The organism is Paenibacillus apii, from assembly GCF_011043685.1.
GTDB lineage: Bacteria > Bacillota > Bacilli > Paenibacillales > Paenibacillaceae > Paenibacillus_AQ > Paenibacillus_AQ sabinae.
Genome location: NZ_JAAKGU010000006.1, coordinates 54,880 through 80,130 on the forward strand (window position 1 = coordinate 54,880; position 25,251 = coordinate 80,130).

22 protein-coding genes are annotated in these 25,251 nt (G+C 45.5%); all 22 read right to left on the reverse strand.

Features of this window, described 5'->3' with window-relative positions; all coding sequences use genetic code 11:
- Nucleotides 1-13: 13 nt before the first annotated feature.
- A complete protein-coding gene (locus tag G5B47_RS14290; RefSeq protein WP_165099245.1) occupies nt 14-1,360 on the reverse strand; it encodes a hypothetical protein in 1,347 nt (448 codons plus the stop codon).
- Nucleotides 1,361-1,394: 34 nt separating this feature from the next.
- The gene (locus tag G5B47_RS14295) at nt 1,395-2,420 is read right to left on the reverse strand and encodes a glycosyltransferase family 4 protein (protein ID WP_165099247.1); all 1,026 of its coding nucleotides are present in this window, start codon (nt 2,418-2,420) and stop codon (nt 1,395-1,397) included.
- A 152-nt stretch (nt 2,421-2,572) separates the two neighbouring features.
- Entirely contained in the window at nt 2,573-3,673 is a 1,101-nt protein-coding gene (locus G5B47_RS14300) for a glycosyltransferase (RefSeq protein WP_165099249.1), read from the reverse strand.
- Nucleotides 3,674-3,718: 45 nt separating this feature from the next.
- On the reverse strand, nt 3,719-4,315 hold the full coding sequence (locus G5B47_RS14305) for a DapH/DapD/GlmU-related protein (RefSeq protein WP_165099252.1): 597 nt from the start codon (nt 4,313-4,315) through the stop codon (nt 3,719-3,721).
- 5 nt (nt 4,316-4,320) lie between these two features.
- Nucleotides 4,321-5,445, reverse strand: coding sequence for a glycosyltransferase (locus G5B47_RS14310; RefSeq protein ID WP_165099255.1), 1,125 nt, complete (start codon nt 5,443-5,445; stop codon nt 4,321-4,323).
- Nucleotides 5,442-6,326, reverse strand: coding sequence for an NAD-dependent epimerase/dehydratase family protein (locus tag G5B47_RS14315; RefSeq protein ID WP_165099257.1), 885 nt, complete (start codon nt 6,324-6,326; stop codon nt 5,442-5,444). The genes G5B47_RS14310 and G5B47_RS14315 overlap by 4 nt, the downstream gene beginning before the upstream one ends.
- Before the next feature lie 2 nt (nt 6,327-6,328).
- Nucleotides 6,329-6,955: a sugar transferase gene (locus G5B47_RS14320; protein WP_165099259.1), complete on the reverse strand. Its 627-nt coding sequence runs from the start codon at nt 6,953-6,955 to the stop codon at nt 6,329-6,331.
- Between the two features lie 29 nt (nt 6,956-6,984).
- Nucleotides 6,985-7,209: a hypothetical protein gene (locus G5B47_RS14325; RefSeq protein WP_165099261.1), complete on the reverse strand. Its 225-nt coding sequence runs from the start codon at nt 7,207-7,209 to the stop codon at nt 6,985-6,987.
- 26 nt (nt 7,210-7,235) lie between these two features.
- Nucleotides 7,236-8,228, reverse strand: coding sequence for a copper amine oxidase N-terminal domain-containing protein (locus G5B47_RS14330; protein WP_235957186.1), 993 nt, complete (start codon nt 8,226-8,228; stop codon nt 7,236-7,238).
- A gap of 1 nt (nt 8,229) precedes the next feature.
- Nucleotides 8,230-8,889 carry a hypothetical protein gene (locus G5B47_RS14335; protein WP_165099264.1) on the reverse strand — a complete coding sequence of 220 codons (660 nt, stop codon included), beginning with the start codon at nt 8,887-8,889 and terminating at the stop codon, nt 8,230-8,232.
- Between the two features lie 25 nt (nt 8,890-8,914).
- Nucleotides 8,915-10,753, reverse strand: a complete 1,839-nt coding sequence (locus G5B47_RS14340) for a polysaccharide biosynthesis protein (protein ID WP_165099266.1) — start codon at nt 10,751-10,753, stop codon at nt 8,915-8,917.
- Nucleotides 10,754-10,811: 58 nt separating this feature from the next.
- Complete coding sequence (locus G5B47_RS14345) at nt 10,812-11,498, reverse strand: CpsD/CapB family tyrosine-protein kinase (protein ID WP_165099267.1); 687 nt, start codon at nt 11,496-11,498, stop codon at nt 10,812-10,814.
- Entirely contained in the window at nt 11,479-12,255 is a 777-nt protein-coding gene (locus tag G5B47_RS14350) for a YveK family protein (protein ID WP_165099269.1), read from the reverse strand. Before G5B47_RS14350 ends, G5B47_RS14345 begins: the two co-directional genes overlap by 20 nt.
- Nucleotides 12,256-12,431: 176 nt before the next feature.
- Entirely contained in the window at nt 12,432-14,423 is a 1,992-nt protein-coding gene (locus tag G5B47_RS14355) for an S-layer homology domain-containing protein (protein WP_165099271.1), read from the reverse strand.
- Nucleotides 14,424-14,529: 106 nt separating this feature from the next.
- The gene (locus tag G5B47_RS14360; RefSeq protein WP_165099273.1) at nt 14,530-15,312 is read right to left on the reverse strand and encodes a tyrosine-protein phosphatase; all 783 of its coding nucleotides are present in this window, start codon (nt 15,310-15,312) and stop codon (nt 14,530-14,532) included.
- 104 nt (nt 15,313-15,416) lie between these two features.
- Complete coding sequence (gene yihA, locus G5B47_RS14365; protein ID WP_165099275.1) at nt 15,417-16,043, reverse strand: ribosome biogenesis GTP-binding protein YihA/YsxC; 627 nt, start codon at nt 16,041-16,043, stop codon at nt 15,417-15,419.
- 20 nt (nt 16,044-16,063) lie between these two features.
- A complete protein-coding gene (gene lon / locus G5B47_RS14370) occupies nt 16,064-18,427 on the reverse strand; it encodes an endopeptidase La (protein ID WP_165099277.1) in 2,364 nt (787 codons plus the stop codon).
- Nucleotides 18,428-18,586: 159 nt separating this feature from the next.
- Nucleotides 18,587-20,296 (reverse strand): ATP-dependent protease LonB, encoded by a 1,710-nt coding sequence (gene lonB, locus G5B47_RS14375; RefSeq protein WP_165099280.1) that lies wholly within the window; start codon nt 20,294-20,296, stop codon nt 18,587-18,589.
- Between the two features lie 173 nt (nt 20,297-20,469).
- Nucleotides 20,470-21,597 carry a flavodoxin-dependent (E)-4-hydroxy-3-methylbut-2-enyl-diphosphate synthase gene (gene ispG / locus G5B47_RS14380; RefSeq protein ID WP_025336090.1) on the reverse strand — a complete coding sequence of 376 codons (1,128 nt, stop codon included), beginning with the start codon at nt 21,595-21,597 and terminating at the stop codon, nt 20,470-20,472.
- Nucleotides 21,598-21,754: 157 nt separating this feature from the next.
- Nucleotides 21,755-23,011, reverse strand: coding sequence for an ATP-dependent protease ATP-binding subunit ClpX (clpX, locus tag G5B47_RS14385; protein ID WP_165099283.1), 1,257 nt, complete (start codon nt 23,009-23,011; stop codon nt 21,755-21,757).
- 11 nt (nt 23,012-23,022) lie between these two features.
- On the reverse strand, nt 23,023-23,613 hold the full coding sequence (clpP, locus tag G5B47_RS14390) for an ATP-dependent Clp endopeptidase proteolytic subunit ClpP (protein WP_165099285.1): 591 nt from the start codon (nt 23,611-23,613) through the stop codon (nt 23,023-23,025).
- A gap of 205 nt (nt 23,614-23,818) precedes the next feature.
- Entirely contained in the window at nt 23,819-25,138 is a 1,320-nt protein-coding gene (tig, locus tag G5B47_RS14395) for a trigger factor (RefSeq protein WP_165099288.1), read from the reverse strand.
- Between the last annotated feature and the right edge of the window lie 113 nt (nt 25,139-25,251).

The window sequence follows — 25,251 nt, forward strand, 5'->3', positions numbered from 1 at the left end:
AATTACCTCCTAATCATCCTAAATTAGTGGGATATTTCTTCCTACTTTTGGTGCTAATAAAAATATACTTAATTGCAAATGACAGAATAAATAAAACAATTAGGTTTCTAATGTTAGAGAAAAATTTATTCCATTCATTTTCAATAATAACAATTATCGAAAGAAGGAAGAATTTATTAATTAAGCCTACATGTTTTTTTTCATTGAACCAAACTTCCAATATACAAAATAGATAGGTTAATATCGGTATTATAAAAATAATTCCTAACCAGCCTAATACCATTGCACCCATACTAAAATAGGTGTCTTGATAGTCTAGCCCACTAATTAAGTTATAATTAACTAGTAAATTATTATAATTAATGCCGTATGATATTACTTCGAGTTTATTACTATATATAAAACTAGGTATATTTAATATGAGTGCATCTATAACGGGTTTGAAATTTATTATTTTAGAATTATTATTTAATAGTATAGTCATTGCAAAATCTGATAAATCAAATCTATAAGCAAGTAAAAATTTTAATCTATCTGTTCCATCATTTGTAGTAATTCTATTTGTTATTAATAAAAAGATTGATGAAAAAATAATAATAAATGAACTACCATATTTTATTATTTTTTCAGGGAATGTAGAATTAATTTTATTCATTATATATAAGCCTCCAATTAATATTAATATTGGAGACAATAATGTAGTTCTACTATCATAAAAAAACCCTCTTAAAATAACTAAAGTTAAAAAAAGAAAAATATAAAACACTGATTTTTTTTTACCAAAATAAACAATTAATAAAAATGTCAAAATGGAATCTAGCAAGAACTGAGTTTGTATAATACCTACATCAATTGAATTACTTTCTATCTGTATAGTATTTTTATAAATATAAATTGATAAAATAATATCTATAATAAAAATAAACATAATTGCTAATGATAAATTTTTTACCTTACTAATAGAAATAATTTGAAAAGAGAAATTGCTTTTTCTGATTTTTCTATACCATATTTCAATTGATAAATAGATAGAAACAAAAATAATAACATCGCCGAAAAATCTATTTTGAATATTTTGAACTAATCCAGGTAATAATTGAGGTTCTAAGTATTTTAAGGAACTGACTCCATAATAAATAACGTGCATAAGTAAAAAAAATAAAACAACTGAATATTTTTTATTATTATTTAAAATAATCAGTGTATTCAAAAGTTTAGTAGCTAATATACCCGCTAATATTGAGTGCAATATTCCGAATATTATAAGATTATTAGTATATTCCTTTAGCAAAATATATCCAAAAAAAGAAATAGCACAAAAGAGAGGAGGAATTTTAAAGTAATTGGAAACATATTTCATGAGAATGTACTACACCTCTATTCTATTTGTCTTACTAATCATTAAAATTATTAAAAATTTCATTATATAAGTTCATATATTTAGAACCAATAGCATTTAAGGAAAATGTATTAAAATAATATCTAGAAAATTGATTTGAATCATCTTTGGATGCTTCATAAATCTTATTTTCTAAAGAGTGGATATTATTCTCAAAAAGATACTTTTTATTTATAATAACTTCAGGAATAGCGCAAATATTAGAAGCAATTACTTTCTTGTTGTACAAATAACCTTCAATAATTGGTAAACCGAAACCTTCTCCAAATTCAGCCAAAAGTATTACCATATCACATTTTTTGTAATAATTCATTAATAATTTATCATCTATATAGCCTAGCATTGAAATGTTTTCTAAGCCTAGTAATTCGATTTTGCTTTCGTAATATTCTAATAAAGGTCCTTTACCTGCTACATAAATATTTATTGTATTTTTATTCCTTTGAGCTAATTCTATAAGCAAATCGATCCTTGCACGTTCTTCTATACTTCTTACTGTAAACAAGTTAATTTTATCTTTTGAGAACACCAAATTTTTTTCAACGTAATCCTTACTCTCTAAAGGTGTGGTATTATAAATAATTATTTCTTTTTGTAATTTTTGATTATAAAGTGCTTTACTTTTTGCATATTTAGATATAAAGTGAACTTTTTTTGATCTTGTATACACATACATTTCTATTAATTTAAATAGATTTTTATATTTATGATTTCTTTCACTGCTTAAATAATATAAACCATCATGAACAGTGAATATATCTGTTTTGAAAAACAAAAAAAATGACATTAAGTAATTGTGTGAATGAACTATCACTTTATTATGTCTAGTATTTATTTCCTTAACAACTTTGTTCAACTGAAAGAACCGAGCAAAATTTTTCTGGATACCTATGCAATTTAAACCCTCATAAAAATAATTGCTTGTTTCATCGTCAAAAAAAATGAAATATTTATTGTCTGCTTCAATGAATTTAGATTGAAAAAGTATAACATTTTCAACCCCTCTTTTATGCTTTAACATACTATTAAAACCTAAATATATAACTGCAGTATTATTGATAAAATTCACCTTCTAAACAAATATTTACATTAAATCATGAAAAATGATAGTTAACAACTATAGTTTATATTTAAATTGTTGTGGAGTTTTTAAATTCAAATAAAATTATAAGATTAATCGAATACAAATCTTAGTAACGAGTTCCAATTTTTTGCATATGGTTGCTTGATTTCGATTCTATTTGATCTAGTGTATACATTATTATGTGATATCTCATTTTTCATTAATTCGGCTAAGACTATAGCATTATATGGATCAAAAAAGTTTACTTTATCATATGTTCCAACTGTTTCCTTGGCATATGGTAAATTGGCCACTATAATTGCTTTGTTTGTGCCTTTAAATTCAGATATTGGTAATCCCCAAGTTTCTAACGTGGAAGAGAATATAAGGCAATCGACAGTTTCATATAGGCTAAATAATTTCTCTCTTTTAAGAAGACCTATAAATTTTATATTAGACAATTTACCATATTTTTTTTTAATTTCATGAGAGTATAAATTTTCATTTCCATTTATTGTTAATATCACTTCAAAATCACCTATACCTTGCTTCTCTAATACTTTACATGCCTCGCATATAACTTCAAAATTTTTGAAAAAACGTGGATATGCAGGGTAGATAAATTGAAATTTGTCTTTATTTATATTAATCCTATTATTTATAGAAACTTTTTCATTATTAGAAATTGGTTCTGCCACAATAACATTATTTACTTTATACATTTTCATAAATTCTTCTCTTATCCAATCCTGTTGTACAATAACAGCTGTATTCTTCTTGATATTAATTTTATATATATATTTGTAGAAAAGAGAGAACAAGAAGTTTTTATAACTATACTTAATATTTTTTAATTCTGTCTTCAGAAAAGGCGAAGGATTATGACAATAAACATACCTTTTCTTCGCTTTAACATTTGGTGTTATATCATGTAATGAAAACCAGACATCAATTGTCTTATCTTTTGAATAGAAGTAAAAATAAATATATTCGTACCAAAGTCTAAACAGATAACTACCCCTGGATTTTGGTAATTCTATAACTGTTATCTTATCAGCATAATCGATTAAAAGTTCTTTTTTATAAACAAAAGCGACTACATTATTAGTTTCATTAAACTTACTTTTAATGATACTATCCAAACAATCTTTAAATACCGATAATGGTCCACCTTCATATAAATTGATCCCCGAAATAACAATTGTCTTCATAAAATGAATGTCTCCTATCAAAAAAACTTAAGGATTGTTATTATATTACTTTATTTTTAACCATTGTTTAGTCTGATCATCATATATCTTCACAACATATGCTGGGGCTCCAACAACAACACAATTTCGGGGTATATCCTTATTAACAACTGAATTGGCTCCAATAATGCAACCATCCTCTATAGTAACACCAGGTAAAATACAGGCATTCTCTCCAATCCATACATTATTGCCTATTGATACAGGCCTAGTGAACAATTTCCGCTCATCCGGTGGTGTCTCTGGGGAAGAAGCATCTGCTGTATTGGAATATTTTCCATGGCTAATATCACTAATGTATATTTTTGATGCAAATAAACAATTATTACCTATAGTTACCTTTTCACCTACGGCTATATGTACATAGTCTCCAATTTTACAGTTTTTCCCTAAAAGGAGTTTCTTACTCTCTCCAACCCCAGTATCAAACATCTCAATACGACAGTTATACCCAGTAGTGAATCCTTCAGCAAATTGTAGAAACTTTTTTCCTCGAATATAAATAGGTCTTCTTATTAAGCGTGCACCTTTAAAAAAAAGTTTGGTATATACAAGAGACATTGCGTTAGTAAAGATTTCTCCTAACCCATAACTATTTACCATAAGCTTTAAAGCTCCTTCATGATAGCATTAAGCTTTTCCTCAAATACATGATACGAAAACATTTCATTAAATACTTGTTTCGTATTTTGTCTCATTTCCAGGAGCATATTTTTATTAATGTTTGCAATCATATGAGCTACTTCTTCAATATGCATATCAGATATATTTATTCCTGTGTTGTAGTATTCTACGATTTCAGTAGTATCAGCCTGAATATTATTGATAATTGGTAATCCATGTTGAAAGTAATCGATTGATTTCATAGTTAGTCCCACACAAACAGTATCTTTCATAATATTCATACCAAAATGGCACCTGTCAAAAATATCCTGTTTTTTCTGCGGATCATAAATTTTCCCGTGGTACTCAACCTTGGCTCCCGTAAGATTTGTCTCTTTAATTAGAGTATCTCTACTTTCGCCATCCCCAATAATATGAAGAGTTACAGGCTTAATTCTATGAATTGACTCAACTAGACTTGTGATTTTAGGAATATCAATAATATTATTAATTGATCCTAAATAGCATAAGTGGATCTGATCTTCATTTAATATAGGAAAACTTTGATTGTTTATTTCTTTCCTTGATAGATAAATCGTAGTGGATTTATTGGAATCTAAAAGTTCTTTTAAAACTGTCTGATAAAGATCACATTCTGTTATTATAAAGTCTGCGAACTTCAAACTTTTATCTCGCATCTGTTTCCAAAATGTAAATGGAGGGTACTTTACGATTTTCCCTACAGGCATAGTTTCCGGCCAAAGGTCTATTAAGTCAAAAATTAGTTTCACTTTAACATGTTTTTTCTTATGTGCTCCAGCAAATTTCGCCAGTGAATTCGGGGGGACAATTGTATATAATAAATCAGGTTGTAAGGTTTCTACTATTTTAAATGCTTTTTTTGCAAAATTATAATGAGAAGCCAATCTTGCCAATGACATATTTTTATAGTAGGGTTTAGATTCAATGAACATAAAGTCAGTTTTTTCTTCAACACGCCTGACCTTTTTAAAATGTCTAAAATCCGACTGTATAATAGTTACATCATGTCCCTTTTTAATAAAAAAATCATGCAGCAGATCGATTCTTTCTTCATACGTATCAAAGCAATTGACAATAACTACTTTCATATTTCTCCATCCACCAATTCAGTAGCAATAATCGATTCTCTCAAATCCCTAACCCTATACTTTTTTTTAAATTCACTCATACTTTTCTCATATACCAAATTGCCAAATAATTTATTAACAATACCTACTCTCACTGATATTAGACGTAAAACCGGATTAAATATCTTGGTTAATCTAATCTTGTTCCCATGTGCTTCTGCAATTAATCTAACCATCTCTGAAGTATTAATATTTTCAGCGTTCTGTGGGAAGTATAGTCCTCTTACCTCATTATCAATCAATACTTTAAGAAACTCGCAAAGATTATCTATAAAAAGCATGCTGCGCTGATTATCGATATCTGGAAAAACGGGAAGTATCCTCGCGGCCTTTGATAATTTTGCATAATTACCTTTTGATCCTTTTCCATAAATCATGGGAGGTCTTATAATAACAATTTTAAAATTAGAACTTTCTAAATCTTTAATACCTTCTTCTGCCTGCAGCTTGCTGTTTCCATAGAAATTGGTGGGTTGTGGTATGGTGTTTCTCGTAATAATCTTTTTCTCAGAGATACCACCACTATCGCCATAGACGATAATACTGCTCATAAAGATAAACTGCTTAACTCCATCATTTTTCGCTTTCTTCGCTACCTCTATAGTCAGATCCCGATTAACCTTGTAATACAAATCTTCCAATTTAGGATCAGCCGAGACATGAGCGATACCGGCTACATGCAAAACCGTGTCATATCCGGAGAAATCGTGGTTTCTCCACTCTTCCCCTCTAACCGATATCTCCTCGACCTCGTACCGATCCGGCCATTGGCTTACCCATTTGATAAAACTTGTTCCTATGTAGCTCCCCTTGCCGGTTATCAGAATTTTCTTTCTGCTCATTCTTAAGAGGCAACTCCTTTAGCTTTGGATGCTGATTTGAGGTTATCTCCTTCAACGACACCGTCGGATTTGAGAACTCGGACAATAGTCATAACAAAGATTTTGACATCAAACAAGAAAGAGACATTCTTGGTATAAGTCCCGTCATATTTTGCCTTTTCCTCATTCGGCAGCTCATCTCGTCCGTTAATCTGCGCCCAACCAGTCAGGCCCGGCTTAATCTCATTGGCTCCGTACTTGTCTCTTTCTTCAAGCAGATCATACTGATTCCAAAGGGCCGGGCGTGGGCCGATAATGCTCATTTCTCCCTTTAATATATTGATAATCTGTGGCAGCTCGTCCAGGCTTGTCTTTCGGAGGAACTTGCCGACTCTGGTGATGCAGGCTTCCGGATTCTTCAACAAGTGGGTGGGCATATCTTTGGGTGTATCGGTTCTCATCGTTCTGAACTTCAGAATATAAAACTCTCTCTTATGCTTGCCGATCCGCTTCTGCTTAAAGAGGATCGGTCCTCTCGACTCAAGCTTGATGGCCACAGCGATGATGATAAAGAAAGGCCATAAGCAAAGCAGAGCGACGAGAGCAAGCAAAGTATCGATGACCGGTTTAACCTTTGTATAAGACCTCATTGAATTCACCCTTATTTAGAGTTTTCGTATTACATCCCAACTTCAAACGAATAGCCCAATTCCTCTAGCGTTGGCACTTTTCTCGGCTCACCCAGTTGAATGATCAAGCCGCAATCCATTGTCGCAAGCCCTTTAACTTCTGAGTTCATATGGGTATGTGGTATGCTGGCTTTGGTCGCGTACGTCTCTTGCTGACCTGATATTTCAAGCGTTACGGTATTCTCGACAACGGTTAACAGATCTCTTAATCTCATAGCTATACCTCCATTGGTATGTTCGATTAACCTGCCATGCCTTTAACCAACTCAAGCCCGCTATTGACTTGTGACTCAAAGGCGCTGCGATACTGATCAATAATGGCCGTATCATAGCCATTCGCTTTCAGCTTGGATTCGGCATCGGAAATGATGCTGTTAAATGATGAAGTGAATGAACTCAGCTGCTGCTCACCTTTGGAGAGGATGGCCGCCTTGGCCTTGTCATCTTTGGCGTTCAGATATTCCATAGCCAGTCCCATTAAGACGGATTTTGCCTGAGACTCTAGCGAGGTTAGCTTCGCTTCCGTTTCGCTGGTAATTTGTTCATAGGTAGGCTTGTTTACGGCGCCGCCTCCGGAAGCACCCGCTCCAGCCTGTGCGCTTGGCGCTGGAGATGGCGTGGAAGGTTGCGTTTGGCTTACGCTTGTGGAATTATCGTTGTTACTTTTCGTATCATCCGGATTTTGAGCTTTATAGGCGCTGGTAAAGGCTGTAATACTCTTGGTCTTCTGATCCCATTTCAGGGAAGTTCCTGCTGCTTCCGAAAGAAAGCGCAGCGGCACATACAGGGTGCCGTTCAGTATGTAGCTGGATAAACCTTGGGGGATATTCTTGGCGGAGCCGTTAAAGATATAGCTTGCGTTTACTCTTTGTAGAGCAACGGTTTTGGTTACACCTGTGGAAGTTTTCGAGTTACCCGCGTTCATTAAATATTCTTTGATTGCGGTCAGCTCGCGGCTGTTGGGCTCGGAGATCGTTACTTTCACATTCTTGGCGTCCCAGCTTACGCTCTTCTGAAGTGCGTAGGAGATGAAGCGCAGCGGCACATAAGTGGAATTGTTATAGATAAAAACATATTGGCCCGCAGGAGGCTGCAAGTTGATCCCGTCAAATGTAATTGCCGCATTTACAGTCTGGGCTTTAATGACCGCTGGAGCAGCGGATGCAGAGACTGGGGCAATGCTAATTAGCAGTGTAAGCCATAGTAATGCGGCGGAATATCTGAATTTGCCCATATTACTCACTCCCCTTTTCTGCTGCTGCTTTTTCCTCGGCCAGCACCTGACTTCGGGATTTCCCCTCGCTGACACCGTACTTCTTGGCAATCTGCACAAGCTCGTTATACTGCTGCTCCGACACTTTTCCCATGACAAGGCTTCGGGCTTCCTTCTTCTCGTCAAGCGTTAGTCCACCTTGCGCCATTGCCTGTAGCCGTTTAATGTCAGAAAGGCTCAGTTGGCCCAGGACAATGGAGACCACATCTGCTTTATCTTTTACACTAACATTCTCTTGGATCTTCTTGGCTTTCTCCGTGGAAATTTGCGGCGTATATTCGGTGAGAGAATCCGACTTGGGAGCGGGTGAGGAAGAGGGCTGGTTCTGCTCCTTGACGGCTTGGGTATCCGTATTATCGTTGGCGTTGGAATTGACTGCTGTGTTTACCGGTTTGGTATTGGCCGAATCCGATTCCTCAGGAACTGATGTTGCAGTTGGCGAAGCCGGTGCCGTGGATACTTGAGGTTCGGCTGTGCCGCCAGTCTCCGTCTCCAATCCTGCTGCCATCGAATTCATTAATTTGTTCACCGCATAATTGGCTGCAAGTGCTCCGCCTATGCCCAGAATAATGATGACCGACAACGTCCAGGCCAGTATTTTCGTCCATTTCTTCTTGAACATTGTAATCCTCCGTTAGCTTGTTGAATTAACTGATGGCCGCCTTGGCAACAGGCATCATGGGCACGATCTGATTGATAATCTCCCGGACTGTAGCCGTATTGCTCTCCGTAAGGGCACGCTCCAGACGTTTAAATTCAAGATCCAACTGACTAGCCGTTAAGACAGCCGGTCTGCCGATAAATATCCGGTCATGCTGCGTTGATCCCAAATTCTCTTCTGCCGTAAGCAGTTCTTCGTACAGCTTCTCGCCTTCGCGAATGCCGCTAAAGGTGATCGGGATATCCTTGTAAGGCTCGTAACCGGATAAGGTAATCAAATCTTCGGCCAGCGTCAAAATCTTCACCGGTTTACCCATATCCAGCACAAAAACTTCGCCGCCTTCGGCAATGGCTCCCGCCTGAATCACAAGCTGCACCGCCTCAGGAATGGTCATGAAGTACCGGACCATCTCGGGATGGGTAACGGTAACCGGTCCGCCCTCTGCAATCTGCTGTTTGAACACAGGCACGACGCTTCCCCGGCTGCCCAGGACATTGCCGAAACGCACGGCTGAGAATTTAGTCCTGCTCATCGTATTCAGACTCTGAACATACATTTCAGCAATCCGCTTCGTAGCACCCATCACGCTCGTCGGGTTAACGGCCTTGTCCGAGGAGATCATGACGAAGCGATCCGTTCCGAATTCATTCGCGCAGTCCGCTACATTGCGGGTGCCAAAAACATTATTCTTGATCGCTTCGGAAGGATTCCCCTCCATAAGCGGTACATGCTTGTGAGCTGCCGCGTGAAAAACGACCTGCGGATGATGAGCACGAAATACATCCATCATCCGGGAGCGGTCCTGAATATCGGCGATGATCGGAACGAGATTCAGGTTCGGAAAGCTTTTTCGAAGCTCCATTTGAATGTTGTAAATGCTGTTCTCCCCGTGCCCGAGCAGCAGCAGCTTGTCCGGCATAAATCTGGCGACCTGGCGGCATAGCTCCGAACCGATGGAACCTCCGGCACCGGTGACCAGAACTACTTTGTTATGCACGTAACCCAAAATACTGTTCAGATCCTCGACAATGGGTTCACGTCCCAGCAAATCTTCTACACTAACATCGCGCGCCCGTTTAACCGAAACCTTGCCGGTAATTAAGTCATTAATAGCCGGAATAATCTTCAGCTTGATGCCGGTCTGCTTGGCAAGGCCGATAATCTCCGATATTTCCGTACGGGATACTGAGGGCATCGCTATAATAATTTCATTGATTTCCTGTTCAGTCACAATACGCGGTATGGAATGCCGGTTCCCCAGCACCGGAACGCCCAATATGGACATCCGTAATTTGTATGGATTGTCATCAATGAATCCAACCAGTTGGGTATGAGCAAAAGAGGCACTCTTCATCTCCTTCGCTATCAGCGTTCCGCAGTCTCCAGCCCCTACAATCAGCGCGCGATTTCGATCTGCTTGGCGTCCGTTTCGTTCCTTATGAACGACTACTCTCCAGAGAAAGCGGGTCCCCCCAACCAGCAGCAGAATCGTTTCGATTACCCGGGCCTCTACTCCAAGCGGAAGACGTTCATCGAACAGCAGCAAAGAAAAGACATATGACAATATTGCTCCGACAAGAATAGCTTTAAGAATGGCGACAATCTCGCCAATACTCGCGTATTTCCATATTCTTCGGTACAAGCCGAAGTAATACAGACTGCCTCCAAAGGTAAACGAAGAAATCAAGCAGTATTGCAGCATTTGGCGGGAATAATTATCAGGAATATCTCCGTAGAACCGCAGAAGATAGGAGGTTTCAATACTAAACCACACGATGATCAGATCGATCATGAATAATAGGATAAACCTTTTGTTCACAGTCATTTTCAGTGCCTCCGAAAAATAACATATGATGAATATTAAAGCCTGTTTCAACCTGCGGTTAATTGCCGTAATAATAGTAATAGTAGCCTTCACTGGCTTTACGCTTTACATTGTTCATAACCACGCCAAGCATACGAGCTCCCACCCGGTCCAATCCTGCTTTGGCTTTTATGGCAATATCTCGTTTGACTTTGCCGTAACTGACAACCATTATCACTCCGTCACTCTTGGAAGCCATAATTTGAGCGTCCGTAACGGCGAGCAAAGGCGGAGTATCGATAAGAACGATATCAAAACGTTGTCTTAGCTCCTGCAGAGTTGCAGTCATCCGATTGGATGCAAGCATTTCGGCGGGATTAGGCGGAACCGGCCCCGAGGTAATGATCGACAAATTAGGAACTTCCGATTCCTGAATAACCTCATCCAAATTCGCCTGCTGCGATAGCAGAGAGGACAGTCCATACCGGTTGCTGAGCGAAAAGGTTCGATGTCCGGTCGGCTTGCGCATATCCGCGTCAATGAGCACGACCTTCTTGTCCGCTTGTGCGTAGGCGGCAGCAAGGTTAGCGGTAACAGTCGATTTCCCTTCCTCCGGCCCTGACGAGGTAACCATAATGACCTGAATTTTCTCATCGACCGAAGAAAAATCAATATTGGTCCGAAGCCCCCGGAACGCTTCCGAGACGGTGGAACGAGGATTGGTGACCGTAATCAAATGACGTTGTTTACTTTGCTGCTGTGACATGTTCAAGCTCCCCCGTCTTTCTGATTTGAGCTGCCGAGACCGGCTCTCCCGCTCTTGCTTCCTCCGCTCCCACTCGCGTAATCATCGCCAAGGTTGGCAGTCCGAGCACTTGCTCAATATCCGCTTCAGTCTTGAGCGTGTCATCCATATATTCCAGCAGGAAGGCAATCCCCAAACCGATCATCAAGGATACGACAAAAGCGATAGCCAAATTCAGCAGGACATTCGGTTCCACTGGACCCGGAGCTTGCTCGGGATTCACTTTGGCTTCGTTAAGGATAGATACATTCTGCACGTTGAATAAACTTGGAATTTCTTGCTTAAAAATAAGCGAAATAGCGTTAACGACTTCAGCGGCTTTTGAATAGGAAGTATCCCGGACTACCAGGGTCATTACCTGTGTGTTGTTGACCGAGCTAACATTGACCTTCTTCATAAGCTCATCCGTCGTCAGATTGAACTGCGGATACTTGCTTGCGACAATATCCAAAATGGCCGGAGTCTTAATGATTTCCTTATACGTGTTGATCAATTGGATATTCGTGTTGATTTGATTGAGATCCAGTTGGGCAACCGCCGTTTGGTTAGGTGTCTGATTGACAATAATCTTGGTTGAAGCCTCATATACCGGTTGCTTGATATATACGCTGTATATTCCGGCGATTCCGCACACTATAATTACAATTCCGACGATCAGCCACAACCGCTTCCGAATGATCCGGAAATAGTCGCGAAGATCCAATTCTTGTGATAACACGTATAGCTCCCTCCAAGCTCTTCTTGAAATTTCAAGCCTTATTTCTACGAGAAACGCCTGTCCCTTCCTTTGGTAGCGGCAACCATTTCTCGTAGAAACAGATAGCTTGTTCTAAGTGTTTTGTTCTTCTTTAAAAGTGCCTCCTCTCACCTTCATGAGAGGAGGCACGATAAGCTTTATTTGAAATTGATTGTACGGTAAATGATGACTGCCGCTTCCGCCCGCGTAGCTGTGCTATTCGGGTTGAATTTACCGGCGTTGCCGATAATCAGACCTTTGCTAGCTGCAAACGCAACTCCATCCTTAAGCGAAGGACTAATCTTCGCGGAGTCCGAGAAGACGCTGAGCGCCGTAGCAGTAGTTCCGCTGTCCTTCAGATTATTAACAGATTTGAGCGCCCGGGAAATCATCGTTGCCATTTCGGCCCGTGTAATCGTGGCGTTCGGATCGAACTTCGAAGCGCCGCGTCCGTTAATGATGCCCTTCTCTGCTGCAACAGCAACATATGGTGCGAACCAGTCGGTCTTCTTCACATCGCCAAAGGTGCTAACAGCCAAGCTGTTCTCCAGGTTCAGCGCACGGATGAGCATTTTCGCGAACTCGGCCCGGGTAACGCCCTTCTTCGGAGCGAATTTGCCGCCGCCTACGCCTTCAATCGCGCCTTTTGCAGCAATAACCTGAATTTGTCTTCCAGCCCAGCTTTGTACATTAGCAATGTCGCTGAAGGATACTTTATTTTCTACAACAACGTAAGAAGAGAAAGTGTCCCGGGGCTCGACGATGAATTCACCGTCAAGTACGCCGCCTTGGAACTGGAGTTTTCCGTATACAATTTTCGTTACGGACAATAGCTCTTTATCCAGTCCATCCGTATTCTTAAGCGGGAGCTTGATCGTGATCGGTTGTTTAAATGTCGTTGTCGGAACACCGCCAACCGTCAGACCGAATTCATATACATCGGAAGCCAGCTTCAAGGAAGTAACGGAAGTCGCAACAGAAGGATCGGCTTTGGTAACGGTCAATGTCACGGCTGCGTCAAACTGGGACACTGGAATGGTAATAGTCACACCGTTAAAGGTAATCGCGATATTGGCAATACCGTTAGCTTTGGCCGCATCGATAATTGCTTTGGAGATAGGAACCTCGACCGTTGTTGCATTCACCGTACCAAGGTTAATAGTCAGTGTGGTTCCTTTTTTGGAAGCGGCAAGTGCCTGAATCGCTTTGATCACATCGGCGTCAACCAGGGCCACAGTCGCTTTGCCGTTAGTTATGGTAACGAGCTTGGAAGCGTCGAATACGGATACATCGGTGGATGGTGGAGTTACACCAGGAGATGGTACGTATGAAGTACCAGGATCAGCAATGCCGAGACCGAATGCCCGGATATAAGCCTGTGCCAGCGCTTGTGCAGCCGGTTTTGCGGAAGGGACTTCAACGGCCAGATTGTAGAGCGCAGTCTTCACATTCGTCGGAGTAATATCAAGGTTATAAACCGCTTGGCTTACCGTTGTTGCCTTCTGGGAGCCGGTCGCATGGTTCAGAACCTTGTTATAGGCTTGTTCAAACAGAGTTTCGGAAGCGGAAGGATCATTAATAATGGCTTGCAGTTCGCTTTGCGTTTTGCCCTTTAGAAGATCACGAAGTTCGGCTTCAACACCGGATGTTCCAAAGAAGAATTCCAAGAAATCATCAAAGCTCAGGTCATCCACTTTAGCCTTGGCAGCAATTGTATTCAGCAGGTTCGTATAATCGGCATTTGTCTGAATTCTGTTAATCGCAGCAAAGTCACCTTGATAGACATCATAAACCACGCTGGTAGCGCTTTGGAACAATTTGTACGAAGTTGTAGTTTGCGTATCGCTAAGCTGAAGTTTACCCAGGATTGGAGCAAAGATTCCCTCGTATTTCGACTGAGAAAGAGCATTAACATCATTGTAAAAGGCTCCAATTTTGACCCAGTCGGCGGGTTGCAAGTTAGCAAAAAGCGTAGCAAGCTTGGTTTTCAGTTGTGCGTTGGTTACTGTCGTTGCAGCGGAAGCCACGTTAACAAATCCCAGTTGTTGAGCCAATCCTTTACCATTAAGCGGAAGTCCCGCCACTGTTGCTGCCGCCATGCTTACCGCAAGGGTCGATACGGCCAATTTCTTCTTCAATGTCACTTTCATCCACCTCTTATGTATATAAATTTGATAAATCCCAGTGCCTTGTACCTATTTGTGCAAAAATTAACAAAGCCGTGACTCTTATTCTATCATTATATGAAAAATTTGGTTAGCCTTTTCGGAAAAATAATCCGAAGAATTTATGACGTTTTTTTCCTGTGTTCTCAACAATTCTCTGATCTATCGGTAAATTACCGACAATTTTCTGCACATTCATGCGAAAATACTCTGATGTCTCCTCTCCCAATAGTCTGTCAGTCACCTGATAGGCCTCACTCAGTCCAAAAGACCTAGATCCTCCGTTGTGGGCATCCGAAGCCACTACATGAATGGTGTTTCGGCGGCATAAGTCCAGCGACAGCTTCTGCACCTTCCCTCCAAATACGCCGGTCAGACTCTGCGCCGTCAGCTGTCCAAGGGCCCCCAATTCTACCAGTCTTTGCAGACGTTCCGGATGGGCGGCAATCTCGGCATTGCGTTCCGGGTGAGCAATAACAGGCACGTAGCCTTGAATGACCAGCTCATGGCATAGCTCTTCCATTCGGCTTGGCACCCTTGATGAAGGCATCTCCAGTAAAATATAACGCGAGGAAGCCAGCGGCAAGACTATTCCACTCTCCAGATCATCAAGCAGATTACCGTAAACCCGAATCTCCTGGCCTGGAAGAACGTTCAGCGGGATGCCCTCCTGACGGAGTTTCTCGTTGATTTTCTCCACCCCAGCCATAACGCTATCTGCCGGATTCAAATATTGGCCATTAGCATGATGAGGGGTGGCGACAACGGTATGAATACCGTCCTTATGGGCATCCCGGGCCATGGCAAGTGCTTCTCCCCAATCGGATGCGCCATCATCTGCGAAAGGCAGGATGTGACTATGAATATCGATCATATTCTATCTATCGGTCCTTTCTCTTAAAATTTTTAGTGTATAGAATAAAAAAAACAACCATTTCACTTGGAAATGATTGCTTGTTATCATCTGCCTTTGGCTGTTTAATTAGCGGTGTCCGGATCCGTCTCTATTTCCCCTTCTTCCGGGGCAATCTGGCTCTCGATCAACGCCCACAGCTCATCTTTTCCAAGACCAAGTTCCGAAGAAAATGGAATAAAGCTTTCGCCTGGAAGCACCCCGAGCGCTTCTTTCATAATCTTGATATGCCTCGGCAGCCGGGTCTTCGGAATTTTGTCCGCTTTGGTCGCGACGACGCACATGGGGATATCATAGTGCTTCAACCATTCGTACATCATCCGGTCATCGGCTGTCGGCGGGTGGCGCAGGTCGAGCACGAGCAGCACGAGCTTGAGGGTCTCGCGTTCGGCCAAATATTTCTCCACCATCTTGCCCCAGGCCGCACGTTGGACCTTGGACACTTTGGCATAACCGTAACCGGGAAAATCGACATAATACAAGGAATCATTAATGCGGTAATAGTTCATGTGCTGCGTCTTGCCCGGCGTGGAGCTGGTGCGAGCCAGATTCTTGCGGCTGATCATTCGGTTGATCAGGGACGACTTCCCGACATTGGAGCGCCCTGCCAGAGCAATCTCCGGCAAGGCGTCTTCAGGGTACTGGCTCGGGCCGACGGCGCTGATGACAAACTCGGCTTTGGTTACTTTCATTGGACTTCCTTTCTAAAAACCTATTGCAAACTTTGGACGGCTTGATCCGCGGCCTTCGCCGCTTGCTCAACAAGCGCGTGGCGCAGCACCTGATCCATATGGGAGACCGGAACGAATTCCACGTCGTTCTTCACGCTCTCCGGAATTTCTTTCAGATCCCGCTCGTTGTCTTTGGGGAGCAGGATTTTTTTGTAGCCGGCGCGGTGGGCGGCCAGCGATTTCTCCTTCAGCCCGCCGATCGGCAGCACCCGGCCGCGAAGCGTAATTTCGCCTGTCATCGCTACATCCTTCGAGACTTGACGTTTGGTGAGGGCGGATACGAGCGCCGTAGCTATGGTAATGCCTGCCGACGGTCCATCCTTTGGAATCGCGCCTTCGGGAATGTGAATATGAATATCGTTCTTCTCGTAAAAATCGAACGGGATGCCAAGCTCTTCCGCCTTCGAGCGCGTATAGCTGAATGCGGCCTGCGCCGACTCCTTCATCACATCACCCAGCTGGCCGGTCAGGATGAGCTTGCCGCTTCCCGGCACGACCGTTACTTCAATCAGCAGCGTGTCTCCGCCCACCTCGGTCCAGGCCAGGCCGGTAACCGTACCGATCTGGTCTTCGAGTTCCGCCATACCGTAACGGTATTTGGCTGTTCCCAGGTAATCCTTGATGTCGTCGGGGAAAATGCTGACCTTCTCCTTCTCGCCGGATACAATCTGCTTTGCAGCCTTCCGGCACAGCGCGGCAACCTGCTGCTCCAGGTTCCGGACGCCGGATTCCCGCGTATATTCGCGGATGACGCGGAGCAGCGTGCCTTCCTCAATCGTCAGCTGGCCGTCCTCCAGGCCGTGATTCTTCGTCTGCTTTGGCAGAAGATAGCGCCCCGCGATTTGCAGCTTCTCCAGCTCCGTATAGCCGGGAATGTACAGCATCTCCATCCGGTCAAGCAGCGGGCGCGGGATGTTGTGCACGGCATTGGCCGTGGTCACGAACATGACGTTCGACAAGTCAAACGGAATCTCCACAAAATGATCGCTGAACGTATTATTCTGTTCCGGGTCGAGAACCTCCAGCAATGCCGCGGAAGGATCGCCGCGGAAATCGGAGGCCATCTTGTCGATCTCGTCAAGCAGGAAGACAGGATTGAGCGAACCTGCCGTCTTCATGCCCTGAATGATCCGTCCGGGCATTGCCCCGACATATGTGCGGCGGTGGCCGCGGATTTCCGCTTCATCGCGCACGCCGCCAAGGGAGATGCGGACGAACTTGCGGTTCAGGGAACGGGCGATCGACCTTGCCAGCGACGTTTTGCCGACCCCGGGCGGTCCGACGAGACAGAGGATTGGACCTTTCAGCTTTTTGACAAGCTTCTGAACGGCCAGATATTCCAGCACCCGCTCTTTCGGCTTATCCAGCCCGTAGTGGTCTTCGTCCAGCACCTGCTCGGCCTTGGCGATATCCAGATCGTCCTCGGTCCATTCGTTCCAGGGTAGGCTGAGCAGCATTTCCACATAGTTGCGGATGACGCCGCCTTCCGCGGAGCTTGCGGGCATTTTCTCGAGCCGATCGATTTCCTTGTCGATCTTCTCCCGGACCCGGTCAGGCAAATTCTTCTCCTCAACCTGGGCACGGAGCTCCTCGGCTTCGCCGGCCCGGCCTTCCTTGTCGCCAAGCTCCTTCTGGATCGCCTTCATTTGCTCACGCAAATAGTATTCTTTCTGCGTCTTTTCCATCTGCTTCTTGACGCGCTGGTTGATCTTACGTTCAAGCTCCAGCACTTCGCGTTCATTGCCCAAAATATCCAGCAGTTTCTCCAGACGCTTGCGGACGTCGATCGTTTCCAGGATCTCCTGCTTCTCCTTGATCTTCAGCGCAAGATGGCTCGTGATCACATCGGCAAGACGTCCTGGCTCTTCGATATCCGACACGGCAGCGAGCGTTTCCGGCGTTACTTTTTTGGATAAGGTAATATAATGTTCGAACTGGTTCAGCACCGTACGCATCAGAGCGTCGCTCTCCGGATCCGTATCCGGCTGCTCGGGCAGCTCACGCGCGAACACCTCGTAATACTCTTCATTATCGGTATAGTTGATGATCTCGGCGCGTTCGACGCCCTCCACAAGGACCCTTATGGTGCCATTGGGCAGCTTCAGCATTTGCCGTACATTCGCAACCGTACCGACCCGAAAAATATCTTCCTGACCCGGCTCTTCAATATTGACCTCGGATTGTGAACAGAGGAGGATCAAATTATCTTCTACCATCGCTTTTTCCAGCGCTTTAACTGACTTCTCGCGACCCACATCCAGATGGAGGACCATGCTGGGATACACTAGAAGACCTCTGAGCGGCAATAAAGGAAAACGACGACCTTTTGTCTGTTTGGATACCATCGCTTTCGGACCTCCAATCGCTCTCGTGTGTGTCATATCGTTGTTTTTATATTTTAACAAAAGCGGCATCAAAAAACCAACGGGCCGCATTGGAGCGGCCGGTTGGCGCAGAAAAGGCGGGTCCGCGGCACTTTGACCGGGTAACCCGCCCGGACGGCATTACAGATTGGCGCTTTCTCCTGACGCATCCGCCTTCAGCAGCGACGGAGATGCGGCAAAGGTCTCGCCGGCAACGGCGGGCAGACGAATCTCTTCCAAATGAGCGCCGAACACCAGGTGGAAGGCTTCTTCCACCGTCTCGATCGGAATGACGCGGAGAGGAGACAGATCGGCGAACAGCGACTGCCAGTTGTCCTTGGGCACGAGCACCGTAGTGGCCCCGGCCTGCAGGGCGGCTTCGACCTTGGCAATAACGCCGCCGACCGGCTTGACTCTGCCGTGAAGGCCGATTTCTCCCGTCATGGCCACCGTATTGTCCACCGGAAGGCCGCGGATTGCCGACACAATCGCGACCGCCATCGCCACGCCGGCGGAAGGTCCGTCAATCGGCGTACCGCCGGGAAAGTTCACGTGGATATCGTATTGATCCGGCGATAGCTCCATTTTCCGCAGGACGGTCAGCACATTCTCAACCGAGCCCTTCGCCATGCTCTTGCGGCGGATCGTGCGCGAGCCGCCGCCGATTTCCTCTTCGTCGACAACGCCGGTAACATTCAGTCTGCCGGTACCGTTAAAGGCGGGGGCCGCCGAGACTTCGATTTCCAGCAGCGTTCCCATGCCCGGTCCGTAGACCGCCAGCCCGTTCACCACGCCTACCTGCGGCTTCGAAGGAATCTTGCGTTCGGTACGAAGCGGCAGCTGGCTGCTGCTTGCCACCCATTCCACATCGGCGGCGCTCAAGCTGTCGCGATTCTCCGTAAGCGCAAGCCCGGCCGCGAGCTGAATCATATTGACCGCCTCCCGTCCGTTCGTGGCGTACTGCTGGATGACGGACACGGCTTCCGGGCTAGGCTTCAGCCCGATTTTCTGAATCGCGTCGCTGGCGATGACCGAGATTTCATCCGGCAGCAGGGGCCGGAAATAAATCTCCATGCAGCGCGACCGGATCGCTGGAGGGATCTCCTGGGGCGAGCGCGTTGTGGCCCCAACCAGCCGGAAATCGGCGGGAAGGCCATTTTGAAAAATATCGTGGATATACGCCGGCGTATTCCCGTCCTCGGAGTTGTAATAGGCGCTCTCCAGCAGTACCTTGCGGTCCTCCAGGACTTTAAGCAGCTTATTCATCTGAATCGGATGCAGTTCCCCGATTTCATCCAGGAACAGAATACCGCCATGAGCCTTCGTTACCGCCCCCGGCTTGGGTTGAGGCACACCCGCCACGCCCATCGCTCCGGCTCCCTGGTAGATCGGATCATGCACCGAGCCGATCAGCGGATCGGCGATGCCCCGCTCGTCAAAACGCGCCGTCGTCGCATCGATTTCCGTAAATTTGGAATCCGTTTTAAAGGGAGAGAGCGGATTCTTCTTCGCTTCCTCCAATACCACCCGGGCTGCCGCCGTCTTGCCCACCCCTGGCGGGCCGTAAATGATGACGTGCTGGGGGTTGGCGCTGCACAGCGCCGCCTTCAGCGCCCGAAGGCCGTCCTTCTGTCCGACGATATCCTTGATCGAAGCCGGGCGCGTCTTCTCGGACAGCGGCTTGGTCAGCGAGATGGCCCGCATCTTCCGCAGCTTCTCCAGCTCCTTGCGCGATTCCCGCTCGACCGCCGTCTTGTTCGTCTTTTGTCCCCGCAGCAAATTCCAAAAGTAAACGCCGATGACCAGCGCGAAAAATAGCTGCACGACCATCAGCAATAGACTCAGTTCCATAAGTCATCCTCCCTTTCATTCACTCTGCTACTAGGTAGTATAGCCTTTTCCGTAAGGGCTAAACGCCATTAGAAGGATTTAAGGTAAGACAACGTGAAGGAACCGGGTCCATGCAGCGGATAAAAAAGCAGCCCCTCCCGTACCGGGAGAAGCCGCAGCCGTATGATGTAAAATTATTTCCCCGTCCCTGTGACGGACTCGTGGTGTGCCTTGCGGCCGGGAATTTCCCCGGTGGCTTCGTAATGGACGACAATCGCGTCGATTTCTTTCTTCAGCTCGGAGAGCAAATCCTCCTCCGGAACTTTACGGATCATCTCTCCGTATCGGAACAGCAGACCTTCGCCCCGCGCTCCGGCAATGCCGATGTCGGCCTCCCTCGCTTCACCGGGACCGTTCACCGCACAGCCCAGCACCGATACCTTGATCGGCACTTTGAGCTTGGAAATATACTCCTCGACTTCATTGGCAATGGAGAACAGATCAATATCCAGCCGTCCGCAGGTCGGACAGGAAATGAGCGTCGCCGCATTCGCAATCAGTCCAAAGGTCTTCAGCAGCTCGCGCGCCACTTTGACCTCCTCGACCGGATCGGCGCTGAGCGAAATCCGCACGGTGCTGCCGATGCCCATGGAGAGCAGGGCGCCGATCCCCGCCGAGCTCTTAACTGTACCGGCGAACAGCGTGCCCGATTCGGTAATGCCCAGATGCAGCGGGTAAGGAATGACTTCAGCCGCCTTGCGGTAGGCTTCAATGGCCATCGGTACGTCCGACGCTTTCAAGGACACGATAATGTCGTGAAAGTCCAGCTCTTCCAAAATGCCGATATGGTACAAAGCGCTTTCCACCATCGCGTCCGGAGTCGGATAGCCGTACTTCTCCAGAAGGTGATTCTCCAGCGAACCGGCATTGACGCCGATGCGAATCGGAATCCCCTTATCCTTACAGGCTTGGACAACCGCCTCCACTTTCTCGCGCCGACCGATATTGCCAGGGTTAATCCGCACCTTGTCGATTCCGTTTTCAATCGCTTGCAGAGCCAGCTTGTAATTGAAATGAATATCCGCCACGAGCGGAATATGAATCCGCTGCTTGATTTCCTTGATGGCCGCAGCCGCTTCCTCGTTATTGACCGTGACGCGCACCACCTGACAGCCCGCTTCCTCCAGCCGAAGAATCTCGGCTACCGTGGCTTCCACATCTGCCGTCTTGGTCGTACACATGCTCTGGATGACAACCTCATTGTTTCCGCCAATTGTGATCCCGCCTACATTAACGGGACGCGTCTGATGTCTGAGAAACATGGTTTCTTCCCCCATAACGCCAAAGCTCCACCCCCTCGGCTCCCGCTAAAACAGACGGGGGCGGAAGAAGGTGGAGACGTCAGGCTAATATTGTGAGTCCGCAATACCAGAAACGTTAGGCTCTCCTTAAGTGGAGGGTCCTATCGCCTCTTCATATTTACGCACTTTCTTCTTGTTTCTTGTCTTTCTTGAGATTCAGATCAGGCAGCGCCTTCTCCTGAACAACCTTCTCAGTAATGACACAATCCTTGATGTCGTCGCGGGAAGGCACTTCGTACATGACATCCAGCATAATGCTCTCGATAATGGCGCGAAGTCCGCGAGCCCCGGTATTCCGCTTGATCGCTTCCTTGGCGATGGCCTCAAGCGCCTGCGGCTCGAATTTCAGCGACACATTGTCCATTTCCAGCAGTTTGGCGTACTGTTTCGTGAGTGCATTCTTCGGTTCGGAAAGGATGCGTACCAGCGTCTTCTCGTCAAGCGGCTCCAGAGTTGAGATGACCGGCAAACGGCCGACGAACTCGGGAATCAGACCAAATTTCAGCAGATCCTCCGGCAGAACCATTGACAGGTATTCGCCCGCCTTGAGATCCTTCTGGCCGCCTTCGGATGCGTTGAAGCCGATAACCTTCTTGCCCACACGGCGCTTGATAAGCTGTTCGAGTCCGTCAAAAGCACCACCGACAATGAACAGAATGTTGGTTGTATCAATTTGAATAAATTCCTGATGCGGATGCTTCCGTCCGCCCTGCGGCGGCACCGAAGCGACCGTTCCTTCGAGAATCTTCAGCAGGGCCTGCTGAACACCTTCGCCGGAAACGTCGCGGGTAATCGACGGGTTCTCGGATTTGCGGGCCACTTTATCGATCTCGTCGATGTAAATGATGCCGCGTTCCGCTTTTTCCACGTCATAATCCGCAGCCTGGATCAGCTTCAGCAAAATATTCTCGACGTCTTCACCGACATAACCGGCTTCGGTCAAAGAAGTGGCATCGGCAATCGCAAACGGCACATTGATGATCTTGGCCAAGGTCTGGGCCAGCAGCGTCTTACCCGAACCGGTCGGACCGAGCAGCAAAATATTGCTCTTCGTCAGTTCAACGTCTTCAATCTTGCTTTGGCTGTTGATCCGTTTGTAGTGATTGTACACCGCCACGGACAGCGATTTCTTGGCTTGTTCCTGGCCAATAACATACTGGTCGAGAATGTCCCGGATATCCTTCGGCTTTGGAATATCCTTCAGATCCAGCTCCTCCTCATGACCGAGCTCTTCTTCCACGATTTCCGTGCACAATTCGATGCATTCGTCACATATATAAACGCCTGGTCCGGCGACAAGCTTACGCACCTGTTCCTGCGATTTGCCGCAGAAGGAGCACTTCAGCTGTCCTTTTTCATCATTAAACTTAAACATTTAACCACCCCTTAGGATTTGATCGGTGAAGCCAGAACCTCGTCAATCAGGCCATAAGCCTTTGCTTCCTCCGCGCTCATGAAATTGTCGCGATCCGTATCGCGCTCGATTTTTTCAAGGGGCTGTCCGGTGCGATCTACATAAATTTGATTCAGCTTCTGTCTCGTCTTGAGAATCCAGTCTGCGTGAATCCAAATATCCGACGCCTGACCTTGAACGCCGCCAAGCGGTTGATGAATCATGACCTCGCTGTTTTCAAGCGCATATCTTTTGCCCGGTGCCCCGGCCGTTAACAGCAGCGATCCCATACTGGCTGCCATCCCTACGCAAATTGTAGAAACATCTGGCTTGATATATTGCATCGTATCATATATACCCATGCCGGCTGTCACAGAACCACCGGGTGAATTGATGTACAAGTGGATGTCCTTTTCAGGGTCCTCGGCTGCCAGAAAAAGCAATTGGGCAATAACCAGATTGGCAACATCATCATCAATCGCGTTGCTCAGGAAAATGATGCGGTCCTTGAGCAATCGGGAGTAGATGTCGTATGAGCGCTCTCCTCGATTCGTCGATTCCACAACCATTGGTACCAGACTCATGCCACCAACCTCATTTCTCTATATATAATTAGTCTTGCCTTTTCAGAAGTATTTTAACACGTTCAAGACGCAATGTCATTTTTTCACTACCCGTCAGGCTTTTCAATCATAAAAATAAGGCACGTACCATAAATATACGTGCCTTATCAGTCGAGTATGAAGCCCGAAATAGGGCCGCTTTGGTTATATCGCCTTACCGGCGGTTTTATTCGGCGCTTGCTTCTTCAGCCGGAGCTTCAACTTCCGTGCTGTTCTCAACAAGGAAATCGATCGTCTTGCGGAGGGAGATCTCGTCTCTCAGGCTGTCCAGCGATCCGTTTGCCGCAAGAATGCCGCGAATTTCTTCAGCGGAGCGTTTGTAAGTCTCAGCCATTTTGGAGAGCTCTTCTTCAAACTCCTCATCGGAAACTTTAATGTTCTCTTCCTTGGCAATCACTTCGAGAATCAGGTTGTTCAGAACGCGTTTCTCGGCATCATTCTTCATTTGCGCACGCAGATCATCCTGCGTTTGGCCGGAGAAGCTGAGGAACATGTCCATGTTCATGCCTTGTTGACGAAGACGCAGGTCGAAATCGCGAACCATGGTCTGAATTTCGCTCTCGATCATGGCTTCCGGAATTTCCACTTCCGCATTGGCAGCGGCTTTCTCGACAACGGCGTTTTCTTTCGCACCTTTCAGCTCTTCCGCCTTGCGGGATTCCAGTTGCTTCTTCAGATCTTCCTTGTACTCGGCCAGCGTTTCGAATTCGCTAACGTCCTTCGCGAACTCGTCGTCCAGCTCCGGAAGCTGTTTGCGCTTGATTTCATGCAGTTTCACTTTGAATACGGCCGGTTTGCCAGCGAGATGCTCGGCTTGATATTCTTCCGGGAAAGTAACTTCCACGTCTTTGGAATCGCCGGTAGACATACCGACAACTTGATCTTCAAAGCCCGGGATGAAGGAATTGCTTCCCAGCTCCAGGGAGTGGCGCTCCGCTTTGCCGCCTTCGAATGCTTCGCCGTCGACATATCCGTCGAAATCGATCACAGCGATATCGCCTTTAGCTGCCGCTTCGTCTTCAATAACTACCAGCTCGGCATGACGCTCTTGCAGGCGAGTCAGTTCTGCGTTCAGCTCTTCTTCCGTTACTTCAGCTTTTTGAGCAGGAACTTCGATTCCTTTGTATTGGCCAAGCGTTACTTCAGGCTTCACAGTAACTTTCGCCTTAAACTTGAAGGATTGTCCTTTGCCGAATTGCTCGATGTCCACTTCAGGACGGTCTACAGGGAAAATGTCGGTTTGCTCAACCGCTTCGCCATAAGCTTCCGGCAGCAGGATGTCGATAGCGTCTTGATAAAGGCTCTCCACGCCAAAACGGGATTCAAAAATCGGCCGCGGTACTTTTCCTTTGCGGAAACCCGGTACGTTGGCTTTCTTAACGACTTTATTAAAGGCTTTGTCGAGAGCTTGCGCTACACGCTCCGCGTCTACTTCAACTTCAAGAACGCCAAGGTTCTTCTCTATTTTTTCCCAAGTTGCTTTCATTATTTGCTTTCCCCTCCAAAATTGGTTCGCATATCACGCACAGAATAACCATTATATTATATAAAGGATTATTATTTTTTTCAAGTGTCGTTATGCGTTTTCCCCTCGAAATA

What these genes read in the sequence shown, in the direction of transcription:
- G5B47_RS14290 (WP_165099245.1), bottom strand. Translation starts at nt 1,360, where the DNA reads ATGAAATATGTTTCCAATTACTTTAAAATTCCTCCTCTCTTTTGTGCT.
- G5B47_RS14295 (WP_165099247.1), bottom strand. Translation starts at nt 2,420, where the DNA reads ATGTTAAAGCATAAAAGAGGGGTTGAAAATGTTATACTTTTTCAATCT.
- G5B47_RS14300 (WP_165099249.1), bottom strand. Translation starts at nt 3,673, where the DNA reads ATGAAGACAATTGTTATTTCGGGGATCAATTTATATGAAGGTGGACCA.
- G5B47_RS14305 (WP_165099252.1), bottom strand. Translation starts at nt 4,315, where the DNA reads ATGGTAAATAGTTATGGGTTAGGAGAAATCTTTACTAACGCAATGTCT.
- G5B47_RS14310 (WP_165099255.1), bottom strand. Translation starts at nt 5,445, where the DNA reads ATGAAAGTAGTTATTGTCAATTGCTTTGATACGTATGAAGAAAGAATC.
- G5B47_RS14315 (WP_165099257.1), bottom strand. Translation starts at nt 6,326, where the DNA reads ATGAGCAGAAAGAAAATTCTGATAACCGGCAAGGGGAGCTACATAGGA.
- G5B47_RS14320 (WP_165099259.1), bottom strand. Translation starts at nt 6,955, where the DNA reads ATGAGGTCTTATACAAAGGTTAAACCGGTCATCGATACTTTGCTTGCT.
- G5B47_RS14325 (WP_165099261.1), bottom strand. Translation starts at nt 7,209, where the DNA reads ATGAGATTAAGAGATCTGTTAACCGTTGTCGAGAATACCGTAACGCTT.
- G5B47_RS14330 (WP_235957186.1), bottom strand. Translation starts at nt 8,228, where the DNA reads ATGGGCAAATTCAGATATTCCGCCGCATTACTATGGCTTACACTGCTA.
- G5B47_RS14335 (WP_165099264.1), bottom strand. Translation starts at nt 8,889, where the DNA reads ATGTTCAAGAAGAAATGGACGAAAATACTGGCCTGGACGTTGTCGGTC.
- G5B47_RS14340 (WP_165099266.1), bottom strand. Translation starts at nt 10,753, where the DNA reads ATGACTGTGAACAAAAGGTTTATCCTATTATTCATGATCGATCTGATC.
- G5B47_RS14345 (WP_165099267.1), bottom strand. Translation starts at nt 11,498, where the DNA reads ATGTCACAGCAGCAAAGTAAACAACGTCATTTGATTACGGTCACCAAT.
- G5B47_RS14355 (WP_165099271.1), bottom strand. Translation starts at nt 14,423, where the DNA reads ATGAAAGTGACATTGAAGAAGAAATTGGCCGTATCGACCCTTGCGGTA.
- G5B47_RS14360 (WP_165099273.1), bottom strand. Translation starts at nt 15,312, where the DNA reads ATGATCGATATTCATAGTCACATCCTGCCTTTCGCAGATGATGGCGCA.
- yihA (WP_165099275.1), bottom strand. Translation starts at nt 16,043, where the DNA reads ATGAAAGTAACCAAAGCCGAGTTTGTCATCAGCGCCGTCGGCCCGAGC.
- lon (WP_165099277.1), bottom strand. Translation starts at nt 18,427, where the DNA reads ATGGTATCCAAACAGACAAAAGGTCGTCGTTTTCCTTTATTGCCGCTC.
- lonB (WP_165099280.1), bottom strand. Translation starts at nt 20,296, where the DNA reads ATGGAACTGAGTCTATTGCTGATGGTCGTGCAGCTATTTTTCGCGCTG.
- ispG (WP_025336090.1), bottom strand. Translation starts at nt 21,597, where the DNA reads ATGTTTCTCAGACATCAGACGCGTCCCGTTAATGTAGGCGGGATCACA.
- clpX (WP_165099283.1), bottom strand. Translation starts at nt 23,011, where the DNA reads ATGTTTAAGTTTAATGATGAAAAAGGACAGCTGAAGTGCTCCTTCTGC.
- clpP (WP_165099285.1), bottom strand. Translation starts at nt 23,613, where the DNA reads ATGAGTCTGGTACCAATGGTTGTGGAATCGACGAATCGAGGAGAGCGC.
- tig (WP_165099288.1), bottom strand. Translation starts at nt 25,138, where the DNA reads ATGAAAGCAACTTGGGAAAAAATAGAGAAGAACCTTGGCGTTCTTGAA.